The sequence below is a fragment of the Lacrimispora amygdalina genome (assembly GCF_900205965.1).
GTDB lineage: Bacteria > Bacillota > Clostridia > Lachnospirales > Lachnospiraceae > Lacrimispora > Lacrimispora amygdalina_A.
This window is the reverse complement of sequence record NZ_OAOF01000010.1, coordinates 158,621-184,262: the sequence shown is the minus strand read 5'-3', so window position 1 is coordinate 184,262 and position 25,642 is coordinate 158,621. Positions and strand designations below refer to the sequence as shown.

30 protein-coding genes and 1 riboswitch are annotated in these 25,642 nt (G+C 42.8%); of the genes, 4 read left to right on the top strand and 26 right to left on the bottom strand.

The window, feature by feature from the left end; translation table 11 throughout:
* Positions 1–171: 171 nt before the first annotated feature.
* The 11 genes from purB to CRO04_RS14800 form a co-directional block, all read right to left on the bottom strand.
* Entirely contained in the window at positions 172–1,602 is a 1,431-nt protein-coding gene (gene purB / locus CRO04_RS14850; protein WP_097005035.1) for an adenylosuccinate lyase, read from the bottom strand.
* A 128-nt stretch (positions 1,603–1,730) separates the two neighbouring features.
* Entirely contained in the window at positions 1,731–3,173 is a 1,443-nt protein-coding gene (gene purF, locus CRO04_RS14845; RefSeq protein ID WP_097005049.1) for an amidophosphoribosyltransferase, read from the bottom strand.
* Between the two features lie 25 nt (positions 3,174–3,198).
* Positions 3,199–3,906 carry a phosphoribosylaminoimidazolesuccinocarboxamide synthase gene (gene purC, locus CRO04_RS14840; protein WP_097005034.1) on the bottom strand — a complete coding sequence of 236 codons (708 nt, stop codon included), beginning with the start codon at positions 3,904–3,906 and terminating at the stop codon, positions 3,199–3,201.
* A 146-nt stretch (positions 3,907–4,052) separates the two neighbouring features.
* Positions 4,053–4,406 (bottom strand): hypothetical protein, encoded by a 354-nt coding sequence (locus CRO04_RS14835; protein ID WP_097005033.1) that lies wholly within the window; start codon positions 4,404–4,406, stop codon positions 4,053–4,055.
* A gap of 138 nt (positions 4,407–4,544) precedes the next feature.
* Positions 4,545–4,853, bottom strand: coding sequence for a hypothetical protein (locus tag CRO04_RS14830; protein WP_097005032.1), 309 nt, complete (start codon positions 4,851–4,853; stop codon positions 4,545–4,547).
* 75 nt (positions 4,854–4,928) lie between these two features.
* On the bottom strand, positions 4,929–5,687 hold the full coding sequence (dapB, locus tag CRO04_RS14825; protein ID WP_097005031.1) for a 4-hydroxy-tetrahydrodipicolinate reductase: 759 nt from the start codon (positions 5,685–5,687) through the stop codon (positions 4,929–4,931).
* Positions 5,688–5,717: 30 nt separating this feature from the next.
* Positions 5,718–6,602 (bottom strand): 4-hydroxy-tetrahydrodipicolinate synthase, encoded by an 885-nt coding sequence (dapA, locus tag CRO04_RS14820; protein ID WP_097005030.1) that lies wholly within the window; start codon positions 6,600–6,602, stop codon positions 5,718–5,720.
* A gap of 145 nt (positions 6,603–6,747) precedes the next feature.
* Positions 6,748–6,922, bottom strand: a riboswitch (Lysine riboswitch).
* Positions 6,923–6,945: 23 nt separating this feature from the next.
* Complete coding sequence (locus CRO04_RS14815) at positions 6,946–7,449, bottom strand: cob(I)yrinic acid a,c-diamide adenosyltransferase (protein WP_097005029.1); 504 nt, start codon at positions 7,447–7,449, stop codon at positions 6,946–6,948.
* Positions 7,450–7,574: 125 nt separating this feature from the next.
* Positions 7,575–8,201: a single-stranded DNA-binding protein gene (locus CRO04_RS14810; protein WP_097005028.1), complete on the bottom strand. Its 627-nt coding sequence runs from the start codon at positions 8,199–8,201 to the stop codon at positions 7,575–7,577.
* A 202-nt stretch (positions 8,202–8,403) separates the two neighbouring features.
* Entirely contained in the window at positions 8,404–10,245 is a 1,842-nt protein-coding gene (gene typA, locus CRO04_RS14805; RefSeq protein WP_097005027.1) for a translational GTPase TypA, read from the bottom strand.
* A gap of 168 nt (positions 10,246–10,413) precedes the next feature.
* A complete protein-coding gene (locus CRO04_RS14800; protein WP_097005048.1) occupies positions 10,414–11,073 on the bottom strand; it encodes a YigZ family protein in 660 nt (219 codons plus the stop codon).
* A 162-nt stretch (positions 11,074–11,235) separates the two neighbouring features.
* Between CRO04_RS14800 and CRO04_RS14795 the strand changes: the two genes are divergently transcribed.
* Positions 11,236–13,896 carry a transglycosylase domain-containing protein gene (locus CRO04_RS14795; protein WP_097005026.1) on the top strand — a complete coding sequence of 887 codons (2,661 nt, stop codon included), beginning with the start codon at positions 11,236–11,238 and terminating at the stop codon, positions 13,894–13,896.
* A 54-nt stretch (positions 13,897–13,950) separates the two neighbouring features.
* On the opposite strand, the gene spoVAE is transcribed toward CRO04_RS14795, so the two are convergent.
* The 13 genes from spoVAE to CRO04_RS14740 form a co-directional block, all read right to left on the bottom strand.
* Entirely contained in the window at positions 13,951–14,307 is a 357-nt protein-coding gene (spoVAE, locus tag CRO04_RS14790; RefSeq protein ID WP_097005025.1) for a stage V sporulation protein AE, read from the bottom strand.
* 18 nt (positions 14,308–14,325) lie between these two features.
* Complete coding sequence (spoVAD, locus tag CRO04_RS14785; RefSeq protein ID WP_166432576.1) at positions 14,326–15,342, bottom strand: stage V sporulation protein AD; 1,017 nt, start codon at positions 15,340–15,342, stop codon at positions 14,326–14,328.
* A 27-nt stretch (positions 15,343–15,369) separates the two neighbouring features.
* Positions 15,370–15,822 carry a SpoVA/SpoVAEb family sporulation membrane protein gene (locus tag CRO04_RS14780; protein WP_097005023.1) on the bottom strand — a complete coding sequence of 151 codons (453 nt, stop codon included), beginning with the start codon at positions 15,820–15,822 and terminating at the stop codon, positions 15,370–15,372.
* 30 nt (positions 15,823–15,852) lie between these two features.
* On the bottom strand, positions 15,853–16,281 hold the full coding sequence (locus CRO04_RS14775) for a stage V sporulation protein AB (protein ID WP_207654454.1): 429 nt from the start codon (positions 16,279–16,281) through the stop codon (positions 15,853–15,855).
* Entirely contained in the window at positions 16,268–16,894 is a 627-nt protein-coding gene (locus tag CRO04_RS14770; protein ID WP_097005047.1) for a stage V sporulation protein AA, read from the bottom strand. The genes CRO04_RS14775 and CRO04_RS14770 overlap by 14 nt, the downstream gene beginning before the upstream one ends.
* Positions 16,891–17,052: a hypothetical protein gene (locus tag CRO04_RS26290; RefSeq protein ID WP_166432575.1), complete on the bottom strand. Its 162-nt coding sequence runs from the start codon at positions 17,050–17,052 to the stop codon at positions 16,891–16,893. The genes CRO04_RS14770 and CRO04_RS26290 overlap by 4 nt, the downstream gene beginning before the upstream one ends.
* A 63-nt stretch (positions 17,053–17,115) precedes the next feature.
* Positions 17,116–17,829 (bottom strand): RNA polymerase sporulation sigma factor SigF, encoded by a 714-nt coding sequence (sigF, locus tag CRO04_RS14765; RefSeq protein WP_097005021.1) that lies wholly within the window; start codon positions 17,827–17,829, stop codon positions 17,116–17,118.
* Between the two features lie 5 nt (positions 17,830–17,834).
* A complete protein-coding gene (spoIIAB, locus tag CRO04_RS14760; RefSeq protein WP_097005020.1) occupies positions 17,835–18,269 on the bottom strand; it encodes an anti-sigma F factor in 435 nt (144 codons plus the stop codon).
* Between the two features lie 10 nt (positions 18,270–18,279).
* Positions 18,280–18,621 carry an STAS domain-containing protein gene (locus CRO04_RS14755; RefSeq protein ID WP_097005019.1) on the bottom strand — a complete coding sequence of 114 codons (342 nt, stop codon included), beginning with the start codon at positions 18,619–18,621 and terminating at the stop codon, positions 18,280–18,282.
* Between the two features lie 141 nt (positions 18,622–18,762).
* Positions 18,763–20,079 carry a tetratricopeptide repeat protein gene (locus tag CRO04_RS14750; RefSeq protein ID WP_097005018.1) on the bottom strand — a complete coding sequence of 439 codons (1,317 nt, stop codon included), beginning with the start codon at positions 20,077–20,079 and terminating at the stop codon, positions 18,763–18,765.
* Positions 20,080–20,090: 11 nt separating this feature from the next.
* The gene (locus CRO04_RS26285) at positions 20,091–20,231 is read right to left on the bottom strand and encodes a hypothetical protein (protein ID WP_166432574.1); all 141 of its coding nucleotides are present in this window, start codon (positions 20,229–20,231) and stop codon (positions 20,091–20,093) included.
* Positions 20,224–21,540 carry a bifunctional folylpolyglutamate synthase/dihydrofolate synthase gene (locus CRO04_RS14745; protein WP_097005017.1) on the bottom strand — a complete coding sequence of 439 codons (1,317 nt, stop codon included), beginning with the start codon at positions 21,538–21,540 and terminating at the stop codon, positions 20,224–20,226. Before CRO04_RS14745 ends, CRO04_RS26285 begins: the two co-directional genes overlap by 8 nt.
* A gap of 251 nt (positions 21,541–21,791) precedes the next feature.
* Positions 21,792–22,175: a RidA family protein gene (locus CRO04_RS14740; RefSeq protein WP_097005016.1), complete on the bottom strand. Its 384-nt coding sequence runs from the start codon at positions 22,173–22,175 to the stop codon at positions 21,792–21,794.
* A gap of 205 nt (positions 22,176–22,380) precedes the next feature.
* Here CRO04_RS14740 and CRO04_RS14735 point away from each other — a divergent pair, with 205 nt between their 5' ends.
* Complete coding sequence (locus tag CRO04_RS14735; RefSeq protein ID WP_097005015.1) at positions 22,381–22,995, top strand: DUF1836 domain-containing protein; 615 nt, start codon at positions 22,381–22,383, stop codon at positions 22,993–22,995.
* Between the two features lie 46 nt (positions 22,996–23,041).
* Here the strand turns inward: CRO04_RS14735 and CRO04_RS14730 are convergent, their stop codons facing one another.
* Both CRO04_RS14730 and CRO04_RS14725 read right to left on the bottom strand, forming a co-directional pair.
* Entirely contained in the window at positions 23,042–23,341 is a 300-nt protein-coding gene (locus tag CRO04_RS14730) for a YerC/YecD family TrpR-related protein (RefSeq protein ID WP_097005014.1), read from the bottom strand.
* 80 nt (positions 23,342–23,421) lie between these two features.
* Positions 23,422–24,231 carry a Cof-type HAD-IIB family hydrolase gene (locus CRO04_RS14725; RefSeq protein ID WP_097005013.1) on the bottom strand — a complete coding sequence of 270 codons (810 nt, stop codon included), beginning with the start codon at positions 24,229–24,231 and terminating at the stop codon, positions 23,422–23,424.
* Between the two features lie 138 nt (positions 24,232–24,369).
* Between CRO04_RS14725 and CRO04_RS26280 the strand changes: the two genes are divergently transcribed.
* Together CRO04_RS26280 and CRO04_RS14720 are read left to right on the top strand one after the other, a co-directional pair.
* A complete protein-coding gene (locus tag CRO04_RS26280) occupies positions 24,370–24,516 on the top strand; it encodes a hypothetical protein (RefSeq protein ID WP_166432573.1) in 147 nt (48 codons plus the stop codon).
* Positions 24,517–24,590: 74 nt separating this feature from the next.
* Entirely contained in the window at positions 24,591–25,598 is a 1,008-nt protein-coding gene (locus CRO04_RS14720) for an ABC transporter substrate-binding protein (protein ID WP_207654453.1), read from the top strand.
* Positions 25,599–25,642 lie beyond the last annotated feature (44 nt).

Below are 25,642 nucleotides of genomic sequence, written 5' to 3'. Positions count from 1 at the left end.
TTGATTTAGTGTGGTTGGCGAACCTACACTTATTATATCATTGGAGGTTTTTTCTGTAAGCTAAAGCGGCTGTGGACGCACCTGCATAGCAGGTGGTTTATTAAAAGACTGCTATACAATGAAAAACTGCGGACAGACTCATCGGCAAAAATCAGTCCGTCCGCAGTTATTTTATACATTGATTTCTGCTGTCATACCAAGAAGTTCCTGGTTGTCCTTAAGAAGAGGACGAATCACCTCATCAAGGTATATGGTAACCTGTGCAGGAGCACATCCTACATATTTTTTCGGATCCATACTCTTTTTCAGTTCTTCCAGGGAAAGATTAAAAGATGGGTCCGCCGCAATCAGTTCCAGAAGATTATTATCCAGTCCGTTCACCTTCACATTCCTGCCTGCTTCCATGGAAAGCTCCCTGATCCGCTCATGAAGCTCCTGCCTGTCTCCGCCTGCCTTAACCGCGTCCATCATAATATTTTCTGTCGCCATAAAGGGAAGCTCTGCCATCATGTGCTTTTCAATCACCTTCGGATAAACGACGAGACCGTCTACCACGTTGAGATACAGATCCAAGATTCCGTCTATTGCAAGAAAACCTTCCGGGACACTCAGACGCTTGTTGGCAGAATCATCCAGTGTCCGTTCAAACCACTGGGTAGAAGAAACAAGCATGGGATTCATAACATCTGACATCACGTAGTTTGACAAAGAAGCAATCCGCTCACTTCTCATGGGATTTCTCTTGTAAGCCATGGCTGATGAACCGATCTGGCTTTTTTCAAACGGCTCTTCTACTTCCTTTAAATGCTGGAGCAGACGGATATCATTGGAAAACTTATGGGCACTCTGGGCAATTCCCGCCAGAACATTGACCACACGGCTGTCAACTTTGCGGGAATAAGTCTGACCAGATACCGGGTAACAGCCCTGAAATCCCATCTTCTCTGCAATCATGGCATCTACTTTTCTCACTCTGTCCATGTCTCCGTCAAATAATTCCAAAAAGCTGGCCTGGGTTCCGGTTGTCCCTTTGGAGCCGAGAAGCCTTATGGAATCAAGAAGATAATCCAGATCTTCTAAATCCATAGTAAGATCATGAAGCCACAAAGTGGCTCTCTTACCTACCGTGGTTGGCTGGGCAGGCTGAAAATGGGTAAATGCAAGAGTGGGCAGATCCTTATAGCTGTCTGCAAATGCTGCAAGCTCACTGATCACATTAATCAGTTTTTTCCGTACCAGCATAAGTGCTTCCGTCATAACAATAATATCGGTATTGTCACCCACATAACAAGAGGTGGCACCAAGATGAATAATGCCTTTTGCCTTCGGACACTGTACTCCGTATGCATATACGTGAGACATTACATCGTGGCGGACTTCTTTTTCCCGCTGTCTTGCAACATCATAATTAATGTCATTCTGAAACGTCTTCAGTTCCTCTATCTGTTCTTCCGTTATTGGAAGTCCCAGTTCCTTTTCCGCTTCCGCCAGAGCAATCCACAGTTTTCTCCAGGTTTTAAATTTTTTATCAGGAGAAAAAATGTACTGCATCTCCTTGCTGGCATAACGCTCAGACAGCGGGCTTTGGTATCGATCTGTCATGTTCCTTTCATTCCTCCTTGGGTTCGTTGTAGGGCTATTTTAGCATATTTTTTTTATAATGGGAAGAGCAGACAGGGACCGCCTTCCGGTTATGCAGCGCAAACCGGTCTGACAGCCCCTGATTCTATTTATCTGCTGTATTCTCCTCTGATGTCTTCTTTTGGCGGTTCAATGGGATAATTTCCGCTGAAACATGCCGTACAGATGGGCAGTCCTTCCGCCATTTCATTTAAACGTTCTATATTTAAATAAGACAGGGAATCCGCTCCAAGAACATCGCGAATCTCGTCAATACTTCTGTTATGGGCGATCAGCTGATCTTCATCGGGTATATCCGTTCCAAAATAACAGGGGTGTAAAAAGGGAGGTGCACTGATCCGTACATGGACCTCACTGGCACCAGCCTCCCTTAACATGTTTACAATCAGGGCACTGGTGGTTCCCCTGACGATGGAATCATCAATCATGATTACCCGTTTTCCCACGACAGCTTCCTTAAGTACATTTAACTTAATTCTTACCGATGATTCACGGTTGCTCTGCTTTGGCTTAATAAATGTCCGGCCTACATAGGAATTCTTAACAAATGCCGTTCCATAAGGAATTCCTGACTGAAGCGAATATCCAAGTGCAGCTGCATTACCGGATTCCGGAACGCCTACCACCACATCTGCCTCTACCGGTGAATCCACAGCCAGCGCCCGGCCTGCACAAAGCCTGGAATGATAGACACTGACTCCGTCAAATACACTGTCCGGCCTGGCAAAGTAAATATATTCAAAAACACATCTGGCCTCTTTGGATCTTTCCTTAAAGCAGAGGCTGGTATCTGATACAATACCATCTTTCGTAATGGTTACAATTTCTCCAGGCAGAACATCACGGACAAATTCGGCACCTACCGTATCAAGGGCGCAGCTCTCTGATACGATGATGTAAGCATTATCACGTTTCCCAATGCACAATGGCTTAAATCCATATGGATCCCTTGCACCGATCAGTTTGCGGGGACTCATAACCACCAGGGAATACGCACCCACGATTTTCTTCATCGCATTGGCAACGGCCGCCTCTACAGAAGGAGTCTTAACCCGCTCCCTTGCAACATGGTAGGCAATTACCTCCGAATCAATCGTTGTCTGAAAAATCGCTCCGCTGTATTCAAGCTCTTTCCTCAGCTCCGGTGCATTCACCAGATTCCCGTTATGAGCCATGGCAAGAGTGCCTTTTACATAATTAAGCACAAGAGGCTGGGCATTTTCCCGTGTACTGCTTCCAGCCGTTGAATAACGAACATGTCCAACTCCGATATTGCCATGAAGATCTTCTAAAACATCGGGAGTAAAGACCTCATTACATAACCCCATCCCCTTATGCGCGCTTACTTTTCCTTTCGGACCTTCGGTATCACTGACAGCAATTCCGCAGCTCTCCTGTCCTCTGTGCTGTAATGCAAACAAACCGTAATAAATGGTGGAAGCAACGTCACTGCCGTCGAAATCATAGATACCAAAGACGCCGCACTCCTCATGTAACTCTTCCTCTATATTGAAGTTTAATTCGTTACTCATGAAATGTCTACCCTCTCTGTGCTGTTTACTGAATACCAAGACGGCGGAAGATCTCCTCATATGCATCTTCCACTCCGCCTAAATCTCTGCGGAAACGATCCTTATCCAGCTTTTCGTGGGTATCCTTATCCCACAGTCTGCAGGTATCAGGAGAAATCTCGTCAGCAAGAATAATCTGTCCGTGGTAACGGCCAAACTCGATCTTAAAGTCAATCAGATCGATGTTTAAGGTGTTAAAATACTCAATCAGAACCTCATTTACCAGAAACGCATATTTCGTGATGGCATCAATTTCCTCCTGGGTTGCCAGATTGAGGGCAAGAGCATAGTAGCTGTTGATAAACGGATCTCCCAGATCATCATTTTTATAGCTGAATTCAAGTGTCGGACAGGCAAACTTAATCCCCTCTTCCATTCCCATCTTTTTTGCAAAACTTCCGGCAGAATAGTTTCTGATAATTACTTCAAGAGGAACAATCTCCACTTTTTTCACTGCAGTCTCACGGTCATTTAACTCTTCAACCAGATGAGTCGGAACACCCTTGGCTTCTAACTTTTTGAAAACAAAATTGGTCATGCGGTTATTAATTGCACCTTTTCCAACAATTGTACCTTTTTTCAGACCATTGAAAGCTGTTGCATCATCTTTATATGAAACAATCAATACATCCGGATCTTCAGTCGTATAGACCTTCTTTGCTTTTCCTTCATACAGCATTTCTTTTTTCTCCACAGTATCCACCTGTCCTTTTCTGAATTAATTTATAAGTTTTTCAAATAAAACTCTGGTGTTTCAGTAGAAATTATAATACAGTAAAAATCGGAATGCAACTGGTTTTATTATTATAAATACTAATGACCAGTATGCATTACTGTTTCTCAATCGGATTTATCAAGAATCTGCCGTTCCACCCGCTGCCATAATCTGATTTCTCCTTCTTTCAGATCCATGGATATCCCGCGTTCTCTCAATTCTGTCTTTAAATCTTCCTCAGACGGCAGTTCTCTCCTTGTTTCTTCGTCTCTGACCGAATACAGCTTTTTCAATTCGACCCAGACTTTATCTGTCTCCTGTGGAAAAAGAATGACCCCTTCCAAAACCAGGCAGCAATACAAAAGGCAGGATAGTACCCTCCGTTTTTTAGGATGATCAAACGCCCATTTAAAATTTCTCCATGTTTTTTTCTTATTATTATAGCGCCATATACGTATTTTTTTGCTGATTGTTCTCATAGATATACTCCAGTTGTGACCTGCATGGAAAGCGAAAAACAAAATTACAGAAAAAAAGAAGTGTCCTGACCTGATTATATACGATATAAAAAAAAGCTTCAAGCATTATTTTCTGCCCGAAGCTTTTTATAAATAAAATTAATTTGCGGCTGTAGTACTTTCTGTGGTAGGCTGACCGTTACTTTCACCTGTAATTTTGTCAACACCCTTTTCCACATCTTCTACAGCATCATCGACTACACCGCTTTTTGTCACGCTTTCATCGGCATTCGTTGCACCAGCACCAGCTGTGGTTGTAGCAGCAGCTGAAGTCTCAGCTGTTGTTGTTGCTCCAGCCTTTGTAGCATCTTTCGTTCCATCCGTTCCATTTGTTGTTCCGCATGCGGTCAGGCACATAACGGACATAATAATCAGTACTGCAAATACGTAATGTTTTATTTTTTTCATAATATTTTCTCCTTTCATATTCTAACGTTAGTATGTGTAAAGGAGAAATGATTTATAGTGGGAAATTTTGGAAAATCAGGATTCTATTACATCTTTCATGGTATAAAGTCCCGGTTTTTTTCCAGCTAAAAATTTGGCTGCAGACACAGCCCCCTGTGCAAAGATTGCTTTGGAATAGGCAGTGTGACGGAATGTGACAACTTCATCCGTTCCGGCAAATATGACGTCGTGTTCCCCGACAATGGTGCCGCCGCGGACTGCACTAATACCGATTTCTTTTTTATCTCTGGTCTTTCTCACCTGGCTTCTGTCATAAACGTAATGGAATTCCTGATCCATGGTCTCGTTAATGGAATCTGCCAGAGCCAGCGCTGTTCCGCTGGGGGAATCCAGTTTTTTATTGTGATGCTTTTCTAAAATTTCAATATCAAACCCGGCATCTGCAAGCACCAGTGCCGCATCTTTAATCAGCTTCATCAGCAGGTTGACACCAAGAGACATGTTGGCAGACCGGAGAACAGCCACCTGTTTTGATGCTTGTTCCACCAGCTTTACCTGATCGTCAGAAAGTCCTGTCGTACACAAAACTACCGGAATATGATTTTCTACACTGTAATGAAGGAGACCTTCCACAGCTTTTGCAGAGGTGAAATCAACGATCACATCTGCTTTCACATCACAGGACTCTAATGAAGGAAAAACAGGATAGGAATTTTCCTTCGTCTTATTGGGATCGATCCCGGCAACAATCTCTATATTATTTTCCTCCGCTGCAATACCGGAAATGACCTGTCCCATGGCCCCGTTACAGCCGTGCATTATCATCTTAATCATGATTTCCTCCATATGTATATCTTAGACGAGTTATAAAATTCCATACTCTTTCATGGCATTTTTTAATATCTGCTGATTTTTATCCTCCATTTCTGTTAATGGAAGTCGCATAGGTCCTGCCTGGCTTCCCATAAGATTGAGTGCCGCTTTTACAGGTATGGGATTCACTTCACAGAACAATGCATTAATCAGCGGAATGGCTTCCAGCTGAAGTCTGGCACTGAGTTTCACATCGCCATCTAAATATGCCCGGCACATCTCATGTGTTTTTGCAGGTGCAATGTTAGAAAGTACTGAAATAACTCCTTTTCCGCCTAAAGACATCATCGGTATGATCTGGTTGTCATTGCCGGAATAGACATCGGCTTTTCCGTCTGTCAGGCTTAACAAATCTGCAATTGCGGAAAAATCACCGCTGGCCTCTTTGACTCCTACGATGTTCGGAACGTTTAAGCAGAGATCTGCGATAGTCTGGGCTTTAATGGTTACCCCGGTTCTGCCTGGTATATTATATAGAAGAATCGGAATCTTTACCCCATCTGCTACCGCTTTAAAATGAGCCTTTAACCCGTTCTGTGTGGCTTTATTATAATATGGAGATACTAATAGAAGACCATCCGCCCCCAGCTTTTCTGCCTCTTGTGACAGATAAACAGCTGTATCTGTACAATTAGAGCCGGTTCCGGCTATAACCGGAATTCTTTGTTTCGTTACCTCACATACAAATTTGATTACATCCAGATGTTCCTCATGAGTCATCGTAGATGCTTCCCCAGTGGTTCCGCATGCAACAATCGCATCCGTTCCCTCAGCGATCTGCTCCTCAACCAGTCTTTCAAGTACCTCATAATTCACATCTCCGTTGTCTTTAAACGGAGTTACAAGCGCTACACCAGCACCTTCATAAATTGCCATGGTCTTATCCTCCTGATTCTTTATCATTATACATAGTAAAAACTTATCAGGCTCCTGTTACGCTCTGTCCTTCCGGGTGACAACGTAAAAACAGAGCTGACAACAGGGTCAGCTCTTAAAGTCCAGAATCTGGTAATCTCATCGTTCTTTAAGTAGCTCCCCATCCATATGGATGACAGTCATATGGCTCTTAACCATATGCCCAGAACAGATATGTCCAGGTCATACCGTTCTTCGGCGTCTCATCCTTTCCCCCATCCTCCTCTGTACCTGATACATCGGACAGCGTACTCATAATCAACGCAACCTCTACTCTATTATGTATGTTACCATACTAACATTATTATTTTATATTGTCAACTTTAACATGACTGATTTCCAGAATACTGTCTACATAAGGTTCTATTTCTTTAGAAAATATCTTACCGGTTAATACGACCTCCATCTCATCAACTTTGGACTGAAGAAGCTTTATGAGTTCACCTGCCTCCACAATCCCCTGGTCTAAAAGTCCAAGAATTTCATCCAGAATCAGCATATCACATTCTCCCGTTGACACTACTTTTCTGGCAAAATTAAGACCATTGCGGATGTTCATGCGCTCTTCTTCCTGACGTTTAACAGACAGGTTTTCAAAGAAGCCATCGCACTTTTCAAACCGGAAGATCTTCATCTCCGGTTCCAGTCTTTTCATGATTTCCAGAGATCCACCCCCCTGACAGCCTTTCAAAAACTGGATCATAATAACCGTCCTGTTTTTCGTCAGAGCCTCGATTCCCATGCCGAGTGCAGAAGACGTCTTGCCTTTGCCTTCTCCGCATATCACCTGTATTGTACCACGATTCATCTTTCAGCACCTCATAACAGCTAAAAAGCAATTATTTACTTATTACGCTAGAACCTGCTTATCGTATCATATAATTAATATTTTTTCAAGTTTTCTTATTATTTCCTTAATATATCAATAACAATTTATTCAGAACATTCCAGCTTGCTGACTGATACCTCATATGCAACTCTCTTCTCGCATTCCGTGTCCGTAAGCTTCTTGGTATACTCTCTGCTCTGAACTCTTCCCCATACCTTGACTCTGGTTCCTACGGTAAAACCAGAAGCATATCTTGCATTCCTTCCCCACGCAATACAGGGTATGTAATCGGACTTTCCATAAGGGCGGTTGACTGCAAGGAGTAAATCTGCAATTTCCCTGCCCAGAGGGGTTTTTCTGTAAATGGGTGCTTTGCAGATATATCCATCCAGAAAAATTTGATTGGTTTTTGTGTAGTCTGTAAACTCTTCCATAAAGTGGATCTCACGGACAAATACCGAAAGTACAAGACGGTTCTTTGTTCCTTCATGACGATTATAGGAACGGAACTGACCAACCGCTTCAATGGTACAACCTTCGTAATTTCCTTCCACGTCAATAAGACGCTCGGAGATCATCAGCGGAATCACATCAGCCTGTTCACTGAGACGATTCACAGCAATGTCCACCATATAGAATCCTTCTCCAAAAACCTCATGGCTGAAGGTGAAGCCGGAGACAATCTCTCCGATAACGCTTACTTTGTTGTTTTCAATCATTTTTTCTGACATTGTATTTCTCCTCTTCTTTCACTAATTTGCTAATATGCTTCACAGCTAATATTAAATTTATGTGGCAGATTACATGAAAATGATAAAAAGCATACCAAAAATATCGACAGAAGGAGGCACAATGCACAAAAAATAATGGAGAATACTGACTGATCGGCGATATTTCGGCGATCTGCGTCAGCATTCTCCTGTTTATAACAATTTATACTAAAGATTTTTTATTCTGTGAAGTACGTTTTCTCATGGTTGGATCCAGAATTTTTTTTCTGATTCGAAGGCTGACAGGGGTGATCTCTAACAGCTCATCTACATCAATAAAGTCTAGGGACTGCTCTAAACTCATCTCCTTAGGAGTGGTGAGCTTCAACGCATCATCCGCACCGGATGAACGGGTATTGGTCAGTTTCTTGGACTTGCAGACGTTGATCTCAATATCTTCCGCCTTTGGATTCTGTCCGATTACCATACCGGAATACACCTTGACTCCGGCTCCGATAAAGAGAGTTCCCCTCTCCTGGGCATTGTAAAGTCCATAGGTTATGGATTCTCCGGATTCATATGCAATTAAGGATCCTGATTTTCTATAGGTCAGATCTCCCTTATAAGGTGCGTAATCATCAAATGCAGTATTCATGATACCGTTACCCTTGGTATCTGTCATAAATTCCCCACGGTAGCCGATTAAGCCTCTGGAAGGTATGGAAAATTCCAGTCTGGTATAGCCGCCGTTAGCCGGACTCATTCCCTGAAGCTCACCCTTACGGCTTGTAAGTTTTTGAATGACAGCTCCGGTAAACTCTTCCGGTACATCAATATAAGCGATCTCCATAGGTTCCAGTTTTCTGTTTCTTTCGTCATAATGATACAGAACTTCCGCTTTACTTACTGCAAATTCAAAGCCTTCCCGTCTCATATTCTCGATCAATACGGATAAATGAAGTTCACCCCTTCCGGATACTTTAAAGCAGTCCGGAGACTCTGTCTCCTCCACACGAAGACTGACGTCTGTATTTAATTCGCGGAATAAACGTTCTCTTAAATGGCGGGAAGTAATGAATTTTCCTTCCTGACCTGCAAGAGGGCTGTCATTTACCATAAAATTCATGGCAATTGTTGGCTCAGAAATCTTCTGGAACGGAATAGCCTCCGGATTTTCCATAGAGCAAAGCGTATCACCGATGTGAATATCTGCAATACCTGAGATGGCTACGATGGCACCAATTCCAGCTTCCTGTACTTCTACCTTATTCAGGCCTTCATATTCATACAGCTTGCCAACCTTAACCTTGCGGAACTTGTCAGGATCATGATGATTTACGATGACGCATTCCTGATTCACCCTGATTTTTCCGTTATCTACTTTACCAACTCCGATTCGTCCCACATATTCATTGTAATCAATGGTACTGATTAAAAGCTGGGTAGAGGCTTCCGGATCTCCTTCCGGTGCCGGAATATGATCAATAACAGTCTGGAATAAAGGAGCCATGTCAATGCCTTCATCCTCAAGCTGGTTTTTTGCAAATCCTGCTTTTGCAGAAGCGTAAAGGAACGGACAATCAAGCTGTTCTTCACTGGCATCAAGATCCATGAGAAGTTCTAACACTTCTTCTTCCACTTCTTCCGGTCTGGCTTCCGGTCTGTCTATCTTATTGATGCAGGCAACCACAGAAAGTCCTAATTCCAGTGCTTTTCTTAAAACAAACTTGGTCTGCGGCATAACCCCTTCGTAAGCATCTACGACCAGAATTACTCCATTAACCATCTTTAATACACGTTCTACTTCTCCGCCGAAATCAGCATGTCCTGGTGTATCAATAATATTGATCTTTGTCTCTCCAAAATGCACTGCCGTATTCTTGGATAAAATGGTGATACCGCGTTCTCTTTCGATGTCATTGGAATCCATAACGCGTTCAACCACTTCCTGATTCTCGCGGAATATACCGCTCTGCTTTAACAGGGCATCCACAAGCGTGGTTTTTCCATGATCGACGTGGGCAATGATTGCCACATTCCTGACGTCTTCTCTTTTCATCTTCATAAATGTACTCTTCCTTCTGTTATTCAAAACATAATACAGGTCATTTATCCCATATCATAAAAAACTAAGGACCTTGAATGCCCTTAGTTCAATCTACATTATCACGATTTATTAGTATATCACCTGGATTAGATAATTGCAAGATTTTTTTCTCTTTTCTGCAATCCACTAACCTTCCGGAAACAGCAGGACCTCTTTTTCATTCATGCCATAATAGATGGAATCAGATATCTCCAGCACCGCCTTACCTCCTGTAGCCTCCGTAATGTCCGCCTGAAGCTTTACGACCTCCTCATCCGGCACAAGTACGGTAAGCATAACACGGTCTGTATATTCACTGTTTAATGTTACAAGATTACGCTGACCTAACAGATACTGGATTTTCCCCACTCCATTATAATCGGTATCGATCAGAAGTTTTCTGGCAGGAATCAGGGTTAGTACCGTGCACGATTTAAGCCCTTCTTTTACCGCGCCGGAGTAAGCTCTGACAAGCCCTCCTGTTCCCAGAAGTGTACCACCAAAATATCGGGTGACAACCACACAGATATTAACGATTTCTTCCCCTTCCAGAACATCAAGCATTGGTTTTCCGGCAGTCTGGCTGGGCTCTCCGTCGTCACTGCAGCGCTTCCCTTCCCCATTCTCTCCCAGAATCCAGGCATAACAGTTATGACTGGCATCCCAGTACTTTTTTCTCATCTCCTCTATGAAAGCCTGTGCCTCTTCTTCTGTTTTTACAGGACAAAAGCTGGCTATAAAACGTGATTTTTTTTCTGTCAGTTCACCTGTTCCTTCCTTGTATAATATTTTATAAGCTTTCCTCATAAGCATCCTCGTTTCCTGTTTATAAAAATCTCTTCCTATTATATCCAAAAACATGGTCGGGATCAAGGCTGCGTGTATAAATGGATCAATTTGTTCCAAAAATGGTAAGTGTTGAATTGCACCACAGTTTTTGGTATAATGATCCGGTAAAGGAGGTTTCCTATGAATTACGGCAAGCAAGAGACAGAGAGAAAGATTAAATCTGCCAATTCAAAAGCAAGGAAATATACCACTAAAGTTTTTCTTGCCTTTTTTAAAAGTCTGTTTATCCTATGCCTGTTCGGAAGCATTGTAGCCGCAAGCGTCTTATTTGGCATGGTGAAGGGAATTATAGACAATGCTCCTGATGTGGACATCTCTACCATTGTCCCCAACGAATATGCCACTACTGTTTATGACAGTGCGGGCAATGTTACTGAAACTCTGGTAACTGCTGGTTCAAACAGGGAAGAAGCCACTTACGAGGAACTTCCGAAAAATCTGGTTAATGCTTTTGTTTCCTATGAAGATTCCAGATTCTGGGAACATAACGGAATTGATCTGCGTTCCATCATGAGAGCTGTCAAAGGTGTTCTCACCGGCGATTCCTCTGCCGGAGGCGGCAGCACCATCACCCAGCAGCTGATTAAAAACAGTGTGTTCGGCGGTGGTATGGAAAAAAGTTTCGGGGAACGTCTGGAACGAAAATTTCAGGAATGGTATCTTGCCATCAAACTTGACGGTGTCATGTCAAAGGAACAGATTATAACCAACTACTTAAACACCATTAATTTAGGCAATAATACTCTGGGCGTTAAAGTAGCGGCCAAGAGATACTTTAACAAGGATGTATCGGAACTGACATTATCCGAATGCGCGGTTTTAGCGGGAATCACACAGAATCCGTCTAAATTCAATCCCATATCCGGTCAGAAGAACAACTCTGAAAAACAGAAGGTCATCCTTCAGTATATGCATGACCAGGGATATATCACAAAAGATGAGGAAGATCAGGCTCTTGCCGATGATGTCTACTCCAGAATCCAGAATGTGGACACTGCAGCGAAAGAAACCGCTTCCCCATACAGTTACTTTACAGACGAACTGGTATCAGAAGTTATGACTGCCATGAAGGATCAGTTGGGCTATACGGAAACTCAGGCCCACAATATGCTATACAGCGGGGGGCTTTCCATCTATACCACCCAGGACCCTGGAATTCAGACAATCGTGGATGAAGAAATCAATAATCCTGAGAACTATTCGGCTGCAAGATATTCCATCGAATACCGGCTGTCCGTAACACATAAGGATGGAACAACTACACATTACTCCGAAGAAAACATCAAACGATATCATAAAGAACAGGGAGCTAATGGTTACGACGGTTTATATGATACCGAAGAACAGATTGATGAGGACATACAGGGGTACAAAGCCTACCAGCTGAAAGAAGGGGATACCATTATCGGTGAACGGCTTCATAAGACCTTACAGCCACAGGCTTCCTTCGTAATCATGGATCAGAAAACCGGAGAAGTTAAAGCAATCAGCGGAGGCCGGGGGCAAAAGCTTGCCAGTCTGACACTAAACCGTGCCAGCAAAACCTATCGACAGCCCGGTTCAACCTTTAAAGTCCTCACTGCTTTCGCACCTGCCCTGGATACCTGCGGCGCCACTCTGGGGTCGGTTTATTACGATTCCGTCTATACCATCGGTAATAAAACCTTCTCCAACTGGTACAGCTCAGGTTATCAGGGGTACTCAAGTATTCGGGATGGCATTGTTTATTCCATGAATATTGTGGCAGTCCGCTGTCTGATGGAAACAGTAAAACCACAGCTTGGTGTAGAATACGCAAGGAATTTCGGAATCACTTCCTTAACTGACACCGACTATAATCCGGCTCTGGCGCTGGGCGGAATCACAAAGGGTGTCTCCAACTTAGAACTGACCGGTGCATTTGCCACCATTGCCAATGGAGGTGTTTATACCAAACCGGTATTCTTCACAAAAATCCTGGATCACGACGGAAAGGTTCTTATTGATAATACACCTGAAACTCATCGTGTTTTAAAAGACTCCACGGCATTCCTCTTAACGGATGCAATGGCAGCTTCCATGGAAAGCAGCCGGAAGTTTTCCAGTTCAGGCCCCAGTTCCACCAGCCCTGCAGCTAAGATTCCAGGTATGTCCGCTGCAGGAAAAAGCGGTACAACCTCTGCCAACAACGATATCTGGTTTGTCGGTTACACACCTTATTATACAGCCGGTATCTGGGCAGGATGTGATGACAACCAGAAGCTGACAAAGAAAAACGGAGGTGCTTCCTTCCACAAGGCAATCTGGCGGAAAATTATGACCAGGGTCCACGAAGGGAAGCCGGACCCTGGGTTCCCCGTTCCCGACAGCATAGAGACCGCACAAATATGCCGAAAATCCGGCAAACTGGCAGTCACCGGCGTATGTACGGAGGATCCCAGAGGCAATGCAGTTTATACAGAATACTTTGCTAAGGGAACGGTTCCCACTGACGTGTGCAACATTCACGTAAGAGCAACCGTATGCTCCGTATCCCATCAGCTGCCCTCTCCCTATTGTCCGGAGAACGAGAGGACAACCGCAGTCTTTATGGTACTGCCAAGCGGAGAGACCGGTCAGACAGATGATTCTAAATACGCTATGCCTGGTTACTGCACCGTACATTCGGCAAACTCGTTTATTATCCCTCCGGGCAGCAGTTCTTACGAAGACGAGGAAACCTCTCCCCAGCAATATGCTCCGGGGTATGTACCACCAAATCCTGGCACCAGCAAACCAAAATATCCCTGGGAAGACTATTGATAAAAAAAGAGAGGCATCAGATCTGCAAAGGTCTGATGCCTCTTTTTTATCCATTCAGCTTTTCATCTTCGGCTTAAACAGGATTGATCCGATGTATCCGAATATTAGGGCCCCTGATATTCCTACTGCACTTGCAGTAAATCCCCCTTTAAATATACCAAGAAATCCATCCTCTCCCATACTTTTTAATACGCCTTTCCAGAGAGAATTGCCAAACCCCAGCAGCGGCACGGTTGCTCCCGCTCCTGCCCATTCACTAAAAGGCTCGTATATCCCCAGTGACCCAAGAATGCTTCCGGTTACCACTAAGAGTACCATAATCCGCCCAGGCATCAGCTTGGTATTGTCCATTACAACCTGAACCACTGCGCAGATTGCTCCTCCTACCAAAAATGCTTTTACGTATTCCATAGCTGTCTCCTTTCTGAACTAATTACCGATATGCTCAATAACAACTCCATGAGCAATACCCGGAATGGTTTCTCCTTCGTTAAAACTGACTGTGGACAACAGTGCTCCTGTTGGCACAAACAGGACTCGTTTCCATGTTCCATCCTTTATTTTAGGCAATATATAGGAACAGAGCGTTGATGCAGCACAGCCACAGCCGCTTCCTCCCGCATGTGTATCCTGGGAATCCGGATCAAAAATTTCAATTCCGCAGTCTGTATGGATGGTTTCCAGATCATGACCTTTGTTTTTCATGAAATCCAGGAGAATGGTTCGGCCAACTTGTCCAAGATCCCCTGTTATGATTTTATCATAATAATTCTCATCCACATTAAAATCATCAAAATTCTGCTGAATGGTATGAAATGCTGCTGGTGCCATGGCTGCTCCCATATTCATGGAATCTTTAATTCCCATATCCACCATTCGGCCGGTGGTAATACCAGTAATAGCCGCAATTCCTTCTTTTTTGTGTTTTGAAAGTATGACTGCCCCGCAGCCGGTCACTGTCCAGGAAGCGGAGAAAGGACGCTGGTTTCCGTAACTCAGCGGAAACCGAAACTGTTTTTCTGCTGTTGCAAAATGGCTGGAAGCCATTGCCATTACTTTGTCCGCATAACCGCCTGCCACTGTCATTGATCCCAGATTTAAGGCTTCTCCCATAGTAGAACAGGCGCCGAAAAGACCAAACAATGGTATCTCCAAATCCACAGTACCAAATGACGTGGCAATCAGCTGTCCCAATAAATCTCCGGCAAATAGATACCTGATATCTTTTTTCCGGATATCCCCTTTTTCAATGGCAAGATCTGCTGTCTGCTTCTGAAGGGCACTCTCCGCTTTCTCCCAGGTATCTGCTCCGAACATATCATCCTGTTCCACTACATCAAAGAGCTTGCCTAGCGGTCCTTCTCCTTCTTTTTTTCCGACTATGGAAGCCATGCTTTCAATCACCGGAGGTTCTTCAAATTTAATGCTCGCTTTTCCAACCTGCATTTCTCTCACTCCATTTCTCTTTCAGTTTTACACGATGCCAAATGCTTTTAAAACATAGGCGATCACACCCAGTAACCACGAGCTTAATATTCCATAAAGAATTACAGGTCCGGCAATGGTAAATATCTTACAGCCAATACCAAATACCTGGCCTTCTGCTTTAAACTCCACGGCAGGTGCAACCACGGAGTTGGCAAAGCCGGTGATGGGAACCAGGGCGCCTGCTCCGCCGAACTTGGTTATTTTAGGATAGATGTTAAGTCCTGTAAGAATGACACTGGCTGCAATTAGTATCAAGATGGTCCAGGCTGATGCCGTATCCTTTTCTGCTCCCTGATTCATAATCAGGGTGGTGCATATCTGACCGATTGTACAAATGATTCCTCCAACAATAAAAGCTTTTATAATATTGGGTATTTTTTTATTAACCGGTGTCATTTCCTTAACATAGGCTTCATAGGCCTTTTTATTAACTTCCATTCTTTACCTCCATTCTGTAACCATTTACTGTTATTGACCAAATCGTTCTGCAAAAAACACAAGAGAGCCGGTTAGTTTTCCAAGGGCTATGGATAAAATAATATATTGCAGCCCCACTCCAAGATTAATTCTTCTGCTGATCACAGGTAGTGCTTTTAATGTTTCAGCCAGAGACATTACCAGACATCCCACAAATATTCCCACTGCTAATCCAAAAATTCCAAGAAATAAATTTCCTCCGAATCCGATGGGCAATTCATAGATATCATAGATATTTCCCAGCACACCTCCAAGTATAATACATGTTTCGTAAAGCATGATGTGTTTCTTCGTATGAGTAAATCCAATCAGGCGTGGAAATACACCGATAATTGCCAAAAAGGCAAAAACGCCGGCTGCTATGATGCCGCCAGCGCTTAATCCGATAAAACAAAGCAATACTTCTTTAGGAAGCATCAATATCAGACTCCTTTCTTCCATCATTCTGGATCAGAGTCTTGCTGACATTATCTTCATAAAGACGCATCTCCACCTCCAGAGGTGTCGGATCGGTATTAATCTTTAGTTTCGCAAAATGATTAAAAAATCCGACAATTCCAAGAGCCAGCCCTACCGAATAACTCACTTCCAGAATCGTAAACCCTCCGGACTCCTCCCTCATAATAATTCGGTAAATTTCCTTAAATACCTCCGCAACACTTACATCATTATTAAATGTCATAATCGCAAAGGCAGCGCCGCAGAAGCAGATAATACAGACAAAAATTGTCTTCATCCACTGCCAGACCCAGTTGGGAGACTTCGGTTTATGGTAATCTATAATATAATCCACTTCACCAACGTTATTGACTGTAATAGACGGATCCATCTCCACCAGCTTTTTAATCACATCAAGCGTACTTTCAATGTAACGTTTGTTACGATCCAGATGAATCGTCTTAATCCGCAGAGCATTGCACTTATTCATAACGGCTGAGTCATCACAATACACATCCGCTACGTCTTTTAATTGTATTTCCTTGTGATGTACCTCTGTAATCTGGCTGATATTCAAATATACAGTCTTACTCAAGAAGCCATCATCTCCCATCCCTGAGCAGCCTTAACAAGCGTTCCCTCCTTCTGGGTGCCATCGGGCATAACTGCGATCATATACCAGATTGCTGCAGCAATTGCAATTAAGCATATGACCAGAAGCGTCATGACAAGTTTATGTTTCATGGATTCCATACATGCTCACATCCTTTTCTCTGGTTTTTCAGAATTAGTATGAGCCGTATAAAATTTTTTATTCTATAATTTTTCACGCATCTGTTTTAAAATCTTTTTTTCCAGTCTGGAAACCTGCACCTGGGAAATCCCCAGTTTCTCTGCAATCTGACTTTGCGTTTCATTATAATAATAACGCCGGATTATAATCTCCCTGTCTTTGTCCGACAAGTCCGTCAGCAGCTCCCGCAGCACCATACGGTTTAAAAGCTCTTCCTGAGCTGAACTTTCTTCTTCTATTTTATCAATCAGCAGCAGGCTGTTTTCATCATTTTTATTGACAGAACGATATAAGGATTCCACCTCAGCTCCTGCTTCTATGGAGGCAGCCACTTCTTCTTTACTGGCCCCGATTTCTCCGGCTATCTCTTCTACGGTAGGTTCCCGTCCAAACCGGTAAATCAGTTCCTCCCTCACATTCTTTACTTTCAGTCCCATCTCTTTAATGGACCGGCTGACTTTTATGATTCCGTCATCTCGTAAAAAACGCTTAATCTCTCCGGTAATCATAGGAACTGCGTAAGTGGAAAATTTTACTTCATACGTCAAATCAAATTTATCTATGGCTTTCATTAAGCCAATGCTTCCGATCTGAAATAAATCCTCAGGTTCATAACCGCGCCCTGTAAATCTGCGTACAATGCTCCAGATTAAACCGAAGTTCTCGGTTACAAGCCGGTCTCTTGCCGCTTTATCTCCTTCGTGAGCCATTTGTATCAATCTCATGGTCTCATCCATAGGGCTCACCTGCTAATCTTCTTTTTCATGATCACCGCAGTTCCTGCATCTGGCTCTGACTTCACTTCCACCTGATCCATAAATGCTTCCATAAAAGAGAATCCCATACCGGATCGGACCCCATCCGGATCAGTGGTAAACATTGGCTCCATTGCCTGCTTAATATCCGTAATTCCTATTCCTGTATCCCGTATGGAAACAGTCAGTTCCTGCCCCTCAGTCATTACCTCTATGTAGATGATTCCTCCCTTCCCCTGGTATCCATGGATGACCGCATTGGTAACTGCCTCTGAGACAGCTGTTTTTACATCATCCACCTCCTCCAGAGTAGGATCCAGTCTAGCCATAAAAACGGCTACTGCTACTCTGGCAAATTCTTCATTTTGGGACAGGGCTTCCAATTCCATTTTCAGAATTTCTGGTTTGTTTAGTTCAGACATATGTTCCTCCTCAACCTGTGACTGCTGCTTCCTTAGAGTCATATAATTTCATTAATTTTAAAATTCCACCCATTTTTAAAATCCGAAGAGCCTGGGTTCCTGCTCCATAGATGGCAACGCTTCCTCCGCTTAATGCCATCTGCTTATAACGGTTCAGAAGGATTCCGATTCCGGAGGAATCCATGAATTTCGTTCTTGAAAAATCAAATAATATACGGCGGATATAATTCTCGGAAAGGATTAGATCTGTTTCATATTTTAACCCGGAACAGTTATGATGATCCAGTTCCTCCGGCAGATGAACAATTAATGTCTGCCCGTCTGCCTCATACGTAAAGTGTGGTTGATTCATATGCAATACTCCTCCATTTCTTATTGTCTGTCCGTAATACCAGAGAAGAGTGTTTTTTATATGCCGAAAATAATCCGGATGAATAAAAAAAGACACCACAAAAAAAATAATTCTTCTGTAGTGTCTTTTCGAATTCTGCCATTAAAACCCTCGTTCTGATTTTGCCTTAGCAGATAACGTTTCGTCTTTGCTGTTATTGATGATATCAGAAAACAACGCATTGGCCTGGTCCTTCTGATCCATTCCCTTGTATATGACAGCTGTATTAAATTTTGCCTGCCAGCTGTCCGGTTTTAACTCGATACATTTCCCATAGTAATTCAGGGCCGACTGATTATCTCCTGATTTCATGGCTTTATCACCCAGATCTTCTAAAATGGGGCAGCCTTTCTGCGTCATATCCTTTTTTATCTCGGCTATTATAGCCTGAACATCTGCTGATGCAATCAGTTCCGGATTAAGTCCTGCATAAATTTTAACTGAAGATGGAAAATCATTTTTTTTATATGCCTGCAGAATACCGATCACAGCCTGATACTGGGCCAGTATACTGTCAGAGTTGTTGGTCAAGGATGCCAACGATTCCTCCGCTGTCTTCTTCTCAGATTCCAGGGATTTAAGCTGCTGGGATAAAAGATCCGCCTTCTGATTGGCCTGGCTTAACTGCTCGCTGTATTTTAAGATCTCTCTGTTATGATTTTCATTGATGGATTTGGTATTCGCCGGCATAACCAGAAAAAACACCACTGCCGCTCCTAACAGCAGGCCTGCCATAATATTTAAAACTGCCTGATCCCTGGTGTTTTCCTTATAGCTTGGCGGTATAATCACATCATCATCCTGCATCTGCCTGTGGGAGAGCACATTCTTAAGTTTTCTTTTTTCCGGTTCCCGCTCTGGCTTTATCTTGGTACCGGTATCTTTCATGATTGATTTGTAATAAAGCGCTTTTGAATTATTACGATCAATCTGCAGCACCTTGTTAACCGCTTTCCCAGCTTTCTGGTGTTCCTCCCTGACTAAGCACAAAAGTGCAAATAAAAGCTGGGCTTTTATATAATTAGGCTTGTCCTCCACTGCTTTATTCAACTGCAGGATGGCCAGGTCCTCACTTCCGCTTTTGATATAGGCAAGTGCCTGATTAAACCGGCGCACTGCCTTTCGTTCCAAATCCATGGTTCCTTTTTTCTTCTGAATCGCTTCCAGGTAATAATCGGCACGGTTGTCCTCCGGCTGCAGATTCTTACTGATGACCCATTGGACCAATGCGTCGCCGACTTCTCCCACCTCATAGTAAATAAGGCCCAGCAGATTCCTTGCATCTGTCATGTATTTATTAAAATGAAGACACTTTTTTAAACAATCGGCTGATCCGGATAAATCCCTTAGCTTAGCCTTTTCTAATCCCATATTATAATAGCTGTTTGCTATCACCCGGATTTTTCTTTCATAATCCATATTCTATCCGCCTATTCCTTGGTGACTTCTTTTATCAGATTCATTATAAGATCGTTCATATCGGTGATATCACTTCTTACAATGGCATCCTCCACTGCATCAACCTCCAGGCTGGGCCTGTACTCATTCATCTCAGAATCAAAATCAATCATATCCATTCCTCCTTAAAGCTGCTTTTAATTCACCCATTAAATAAAGAGAGCCTGCACAAAACAGGAGGTGATCGTCATCCTGTTTATCAAGCATATAGAAAAATGCCTCCTCTGCGCCTGGAAAACCTGTAATTGTGCAGCAGGCTGCTTCCTCAAACTCCCGAAAAACTACATCTGTTTCTAATCCCCTGTCAGAATCGATATGAGTCACTGCCACTTCATCTAAAGGCAGACCGTTCACGATCCTCTTTATCATATCATGATAATTCTTATCGGATACAGCAGAAAATAAAAGATTTGCTCTTTTTTTCCTGTCTGTGCACAGGTTTAACGCTGTCCAGACAAACTCCTCAATTCCTCCCGGATTATGTGCTCCATCCAAAAATACTCCCGGACATACCTCTTCCATCCTTGCCGGCCACTTCATTCGCAAAAAGCCTTCTCTGATCTGCTCTTCGGCCCGTTCTTCACTCAGTAATCCGGAAATTTCCGCTGCCCGCAATGCTAACAGCGCATTCATTACCTGGTATCTGGCCGGAGAAGGAATAACCGCCTGATAGATATGTCCATTCACACCTGTAAATTCCACATAAAAGCGATTGTTTTCAAATCGGATTATCCGATAACAGCGGCTGTTTGTATCATAATAAGGCGCTTCCTGTTCCACAGCCTTTTTCGTGATCACTTCAGCAACATTCTGCTGGTTCCCGTCAAAGACCACAGGAGTCTTCTTCTTAATGATTCCTGCCTTCTCCGAGGCAATCTTTTCTAGTGTATCACCTAAATATTCCATATGATCCAGACTGACAGAAGTGATAACGGATACCAGCGGGTGCCGGATGACATTGGTCGTGTCCAGCCTTCCGCCCAGTCCCACTTCCAGAATCACAAGATCAACGTTTAATTTCCGGAATAAATCCATAGCCATATAGAATAAAAATTCAAAGTAAGACGGATGGCTGTACCCTCTTTTCATCATACGTTCTGAAAGTGCCTGTACAGTCTGAAAGCTGTCTGAAAAGGCTGATTCAGAAGTCATCTCTCCATTTACACAAAACCGTTCTCTGATATCCATGAGATGAGGAGAGGTAAAGGTACCCACCTGATATCCTGCCTGTAAACAGACGGACTGCAGAAAGGCGCATACAGAACCTTTTCCATTCGTCCCCGCTACATGAATAATTCTCATAGCTTCATCCGGCTCGCCAAGCTCCATCAGAAACGTCCGAATCACTTCCAGTGAATTCTTTTTTTTCGTCCACATTGGGATACGGCTTATATATTCTTCTGCCGTTTCTTCACATCTCATCCTTTAAGTACCAACTTCCCTGCTAAAATTACTGGATTCAATTACTTTATTAAGATAAAAAAACGGACTAATCGAGCTTCCTCAATTAATTATAATATATGTCTGCCAATATGCAACCCATTTCTTTCGCAAAAAGCCCTTTATTTCTACATCCTGCTCCTTCTTATTGCCTGGAAGGGACAAAATCTGGTACAACGCAAAATAGGGAATACCAAAATATGGCACCCCCTGTCCTTTAAACCGTATTGCTTTTATTCTCCGCAATAGGCAATGGCTTCGATTTCCACTAATGCATCTTTTGGAAGAGCTGCCACTCCAAATGCTGCTCTGGCAGGACATTCTCCCTGAAAGAAGGTTGCATAAACTTCATTCATTGCCGCAAAATCATTAATATCCTTTAATAATACGGTTGTTTTAACCACGTTCTCCATAGTTAAACCACCGCTTTCCAGTATTGCCTTTATATTTGTCAAAGACTGTCTCGTCTGAGCTGCAATATCCTCACCTGCAAATGTACCGGTAGCCGGGTCTATGGGAAGCTGACCGGAAACGAACACATAATCGCCTCCGCGAACTCCCTGAGAATAAGGACCGATTGCTGCCGGAGCCTTTTCTGTCGCCAAAACTTTTTTCATAATTATGTATCTCCTTTCGTTCATTACAATGATAATTCTAGATTAACACACATTCCTTAAATGTCAAGAAAATCTTTTTGGTGTACTCAAAAAATTTTAGCTCAGGGGGTGTTTTTCCCCCTTGTCATCTGGTATTGAATACTATATAATATGATGAAGGGGATTATCACATGTACGGAGCAATTCCGTGCAGAACGGAGGACATATGAAAACCAACGAAGAGCGAATGCAGGATATCTTAGAGCATCTGGATGGATTGCGGTATATTAAGCCGGAAGCCATACCAAATATTGATTTATATATGGATCAGGTCACTACTTTCATGGATAAGCATTTGAGTGATACGAAACGTTACCCTGATGATAAGGTCTTAACAAAGACGATGATCAACAACTATGCGAAGAACAATCTTCTTCCGGCTCCCTGTAAAAAAAAATATACGAAAGAACATATGCTTCTTCTTATATTCATCTATTATTTTAAAAATTTATTATCATTTCATGATATTGAACAGCTATTTAATCCCATTACCGAAAAACACTTTAATCCTTCTAACGGCATGCCTTTAGAAGCCATCTACAAAGAGATCTTCTCTCAGGAAGAGACTGATTTAAAACGAATCAAATCCGACATACTGGAAAAGTACCAGCATTCCAGCAAAACCTTTGAAGATAAAGGAATTGAGGGCGATGATCTGGAATACTTACAGCTTTTTTCCTGGATCTGTGAATTATCTTTTGATGTATATATAAAGAAACAGGTAATCGAGCAGCTTATAGACAGCTTAGGAGAGGACCAGGCATCTAAGAAGAAAAAATAAACGAACAGGGGACAAGAACCGGAAAACGGACTTGTCCCCTGCTTTATTATATCTCTTTCTTCTCTTCCAGACGCTTAAATACCATATCATATCCGTCATTACCGTAGTTTAAAGAACGGTTCACACGGCTGATGGTCGCAGTGGAGGCTCCTGTCTTCTCTGCAATTTCCAGATAAGTTCTGCCTTCACGAAGCATCTTCGCCACTTCATAACGTTGGGATAAGCTTAATAATTCATTGACTGTACACACATCCTCAAAAAACGTATAACACTCCTCCGGTGTTTTTAAGGTTAAAATAGCTTCAAACAGATGGTCAACCGCATCTGTCTTAATTTTTTTATTCATTGAGATCTATCCCCTTTTTATTCCTTATGGTCTATCTGTATATTAACATATTAACGTTATAAAATCCACCCCCTGAGATATCAGGAAAGCATAAATTTTTCCACTACCAAAGCGATTCCGTCATCATTATTGGAAGCAGTCACATAATCCGCCGCCATTCTCACTGGTAAAACTGCATTCTCCATGGCTACACCAAGCCCGGCGTACTGGATCATGGATAAATCATTGTAGCCGTCGCCGCAGGCAATCATCTCCTCACGGCTCATATGAAGTTTTTCAAGAAGCCGCTCCAGACTTGCTGCTTTATCAATCCCTTTTGGCAGAATCTCAAGAAAATATGGTTCAGACCGGTATACGCTGTAATCACGTCCCAGTGCTGCCTTAACCCTGGGTTCTATCATGGCCATATAATCTCCCTCTTCCAGCATCAGATATTTCACCACAGGAAATCTAACGTAGCTTTCCATATCGTCCACTTGCCTGACCTCCAGCTTATTAATTGCAGCTTCCTTACCTACATACTCATCGTCCGCATTCCCGGTTATGATTAAGTCATCTTCATAGGTTAAGATATTTACACCATATTCCTTTGCCATGCGAATGATCTTCTGGTTGGAAGCAACCGGCAGTTCCTTTGCAAAAATGGTATCTCCCGTTTTACAGTCTATGATGCGTCCTCCGTTAAAGGATAAGATATAACCGCCAGTCTCATGAAGCCTTAATTCTCTTGCAACAGGCATGACTCCATATGTTGGACGGCCCGAAGCCAGAACAATCACTCCGCCCAACCGTTGCAATTCAAAAAGTGCTTCTTTTGTTCTGGGTGTGATCTCTTTATCCCGGTTCGTCAGCGTCCCATCCAAATCAAGCACTATCATTCGATATCTCATTGCATTTCTCCTGCTTTTGTAAATTTTACTATAGCAGTATATCACAGTTTTACCGTATATACCATCTTAAAATAAGAAAATATCGATTCCATCGTAAACTCTGCCTGTCTGATATCATAGAATTTACTAGGAGGATGAATGGAGGAGAATCAAATGAAAAAAGTAATTGCAATCTTTTTGACCGCATTTATGGTCGCCGGATGCCTGTCCGGATGCAGAACAACGTCCAGGAAACAAATCAGACCTCTTTTTTTCCATGTATCCACCCAGATCTTTATGCTTTAAAATTTTTTAAGACAAGGTACTTTCCTATATAACAGCAATACAATGTAGTATTAAGATTTGATAAGGAGGATTTTATGAGAAAAGCCTGTCACTCTTTTATAATGGCCATTCTTACCGGAGTGTCATTGCTAAGTTTAACCGCCTGTGGTTCAAAAGCTGATTCGTCGGACTTAACCCCGGTCAAATTAAATGAAGTTGCCCATTCCATCTTTTATGCCCCCCAGTATGCAGCCATTGAACTGGGGTATTTTGAGGACGAGGGCATTCATCTGACCTTAGTAAACGGAGCAGGCGCTGATAAGGTTATGACTGCTCTCATATCTGGTGATGCAGATATCGGCTTTATGGGCTCTGAGGCCTCAATTTATACTTATGCAAACGGTTCCCAGGATTACGCAGTTAATTTTGCCCAGCTGACACAGCGTGCAGGCAATTTCCTTGTTGGAAGAAGTGAACAGCCTGAATTTAAATGGACGGACTTAAAAGGGAAAAAAGTACTGGGCGGCAGAGCCGGCGGTATGCCGCAGATGGTATTTGAATACATTCTGAAAAAGAACGGAATTGATCCTGCTGCTGATCTTACCATTGATCAAAGTATCAACTTTGGATTGACAGCCGCTGCCTTTACCAGCGACGATGCTGATTATACCGTTGAATTTGAACCATTTGCTACAGGACTGGAAAAAGAAGGAAATGGCTTTGTCGTCGCTTCTCTTGGTGTAGACTCCGGTTATGTTCCCTACACTGCTTACAGTGTCAGGAAAAGTTATCTGGCTAAGAATCCTGAGACGGTACAAAAATTCACCAATGCAATTCAAAAAGGCCTGGAATACGTAAATTCTCATTCTTCTGAAGAAATTGCAAAGGTAATACAGCCCCAGTTCAAGGAAACCGACGTAAAAACCATTGCAGCCATCGTAGACCGTTACAAAGCCCAGGATACATGGAAAAAAGATACGGTATTTAACAAAGACAGCTTTGAGCTTTTAGAGAATATTCTGGAGGAGGCCGGGCAGCTAAAAGACCGGGTTCCTTATGAAGAACTGGTAACAACAGAGTTTTCTGAGAAGGCAGTAAAATAAACCGTAAAAAGGAAAGGGGACATTGCGCAGGCAATTGTCCCCTT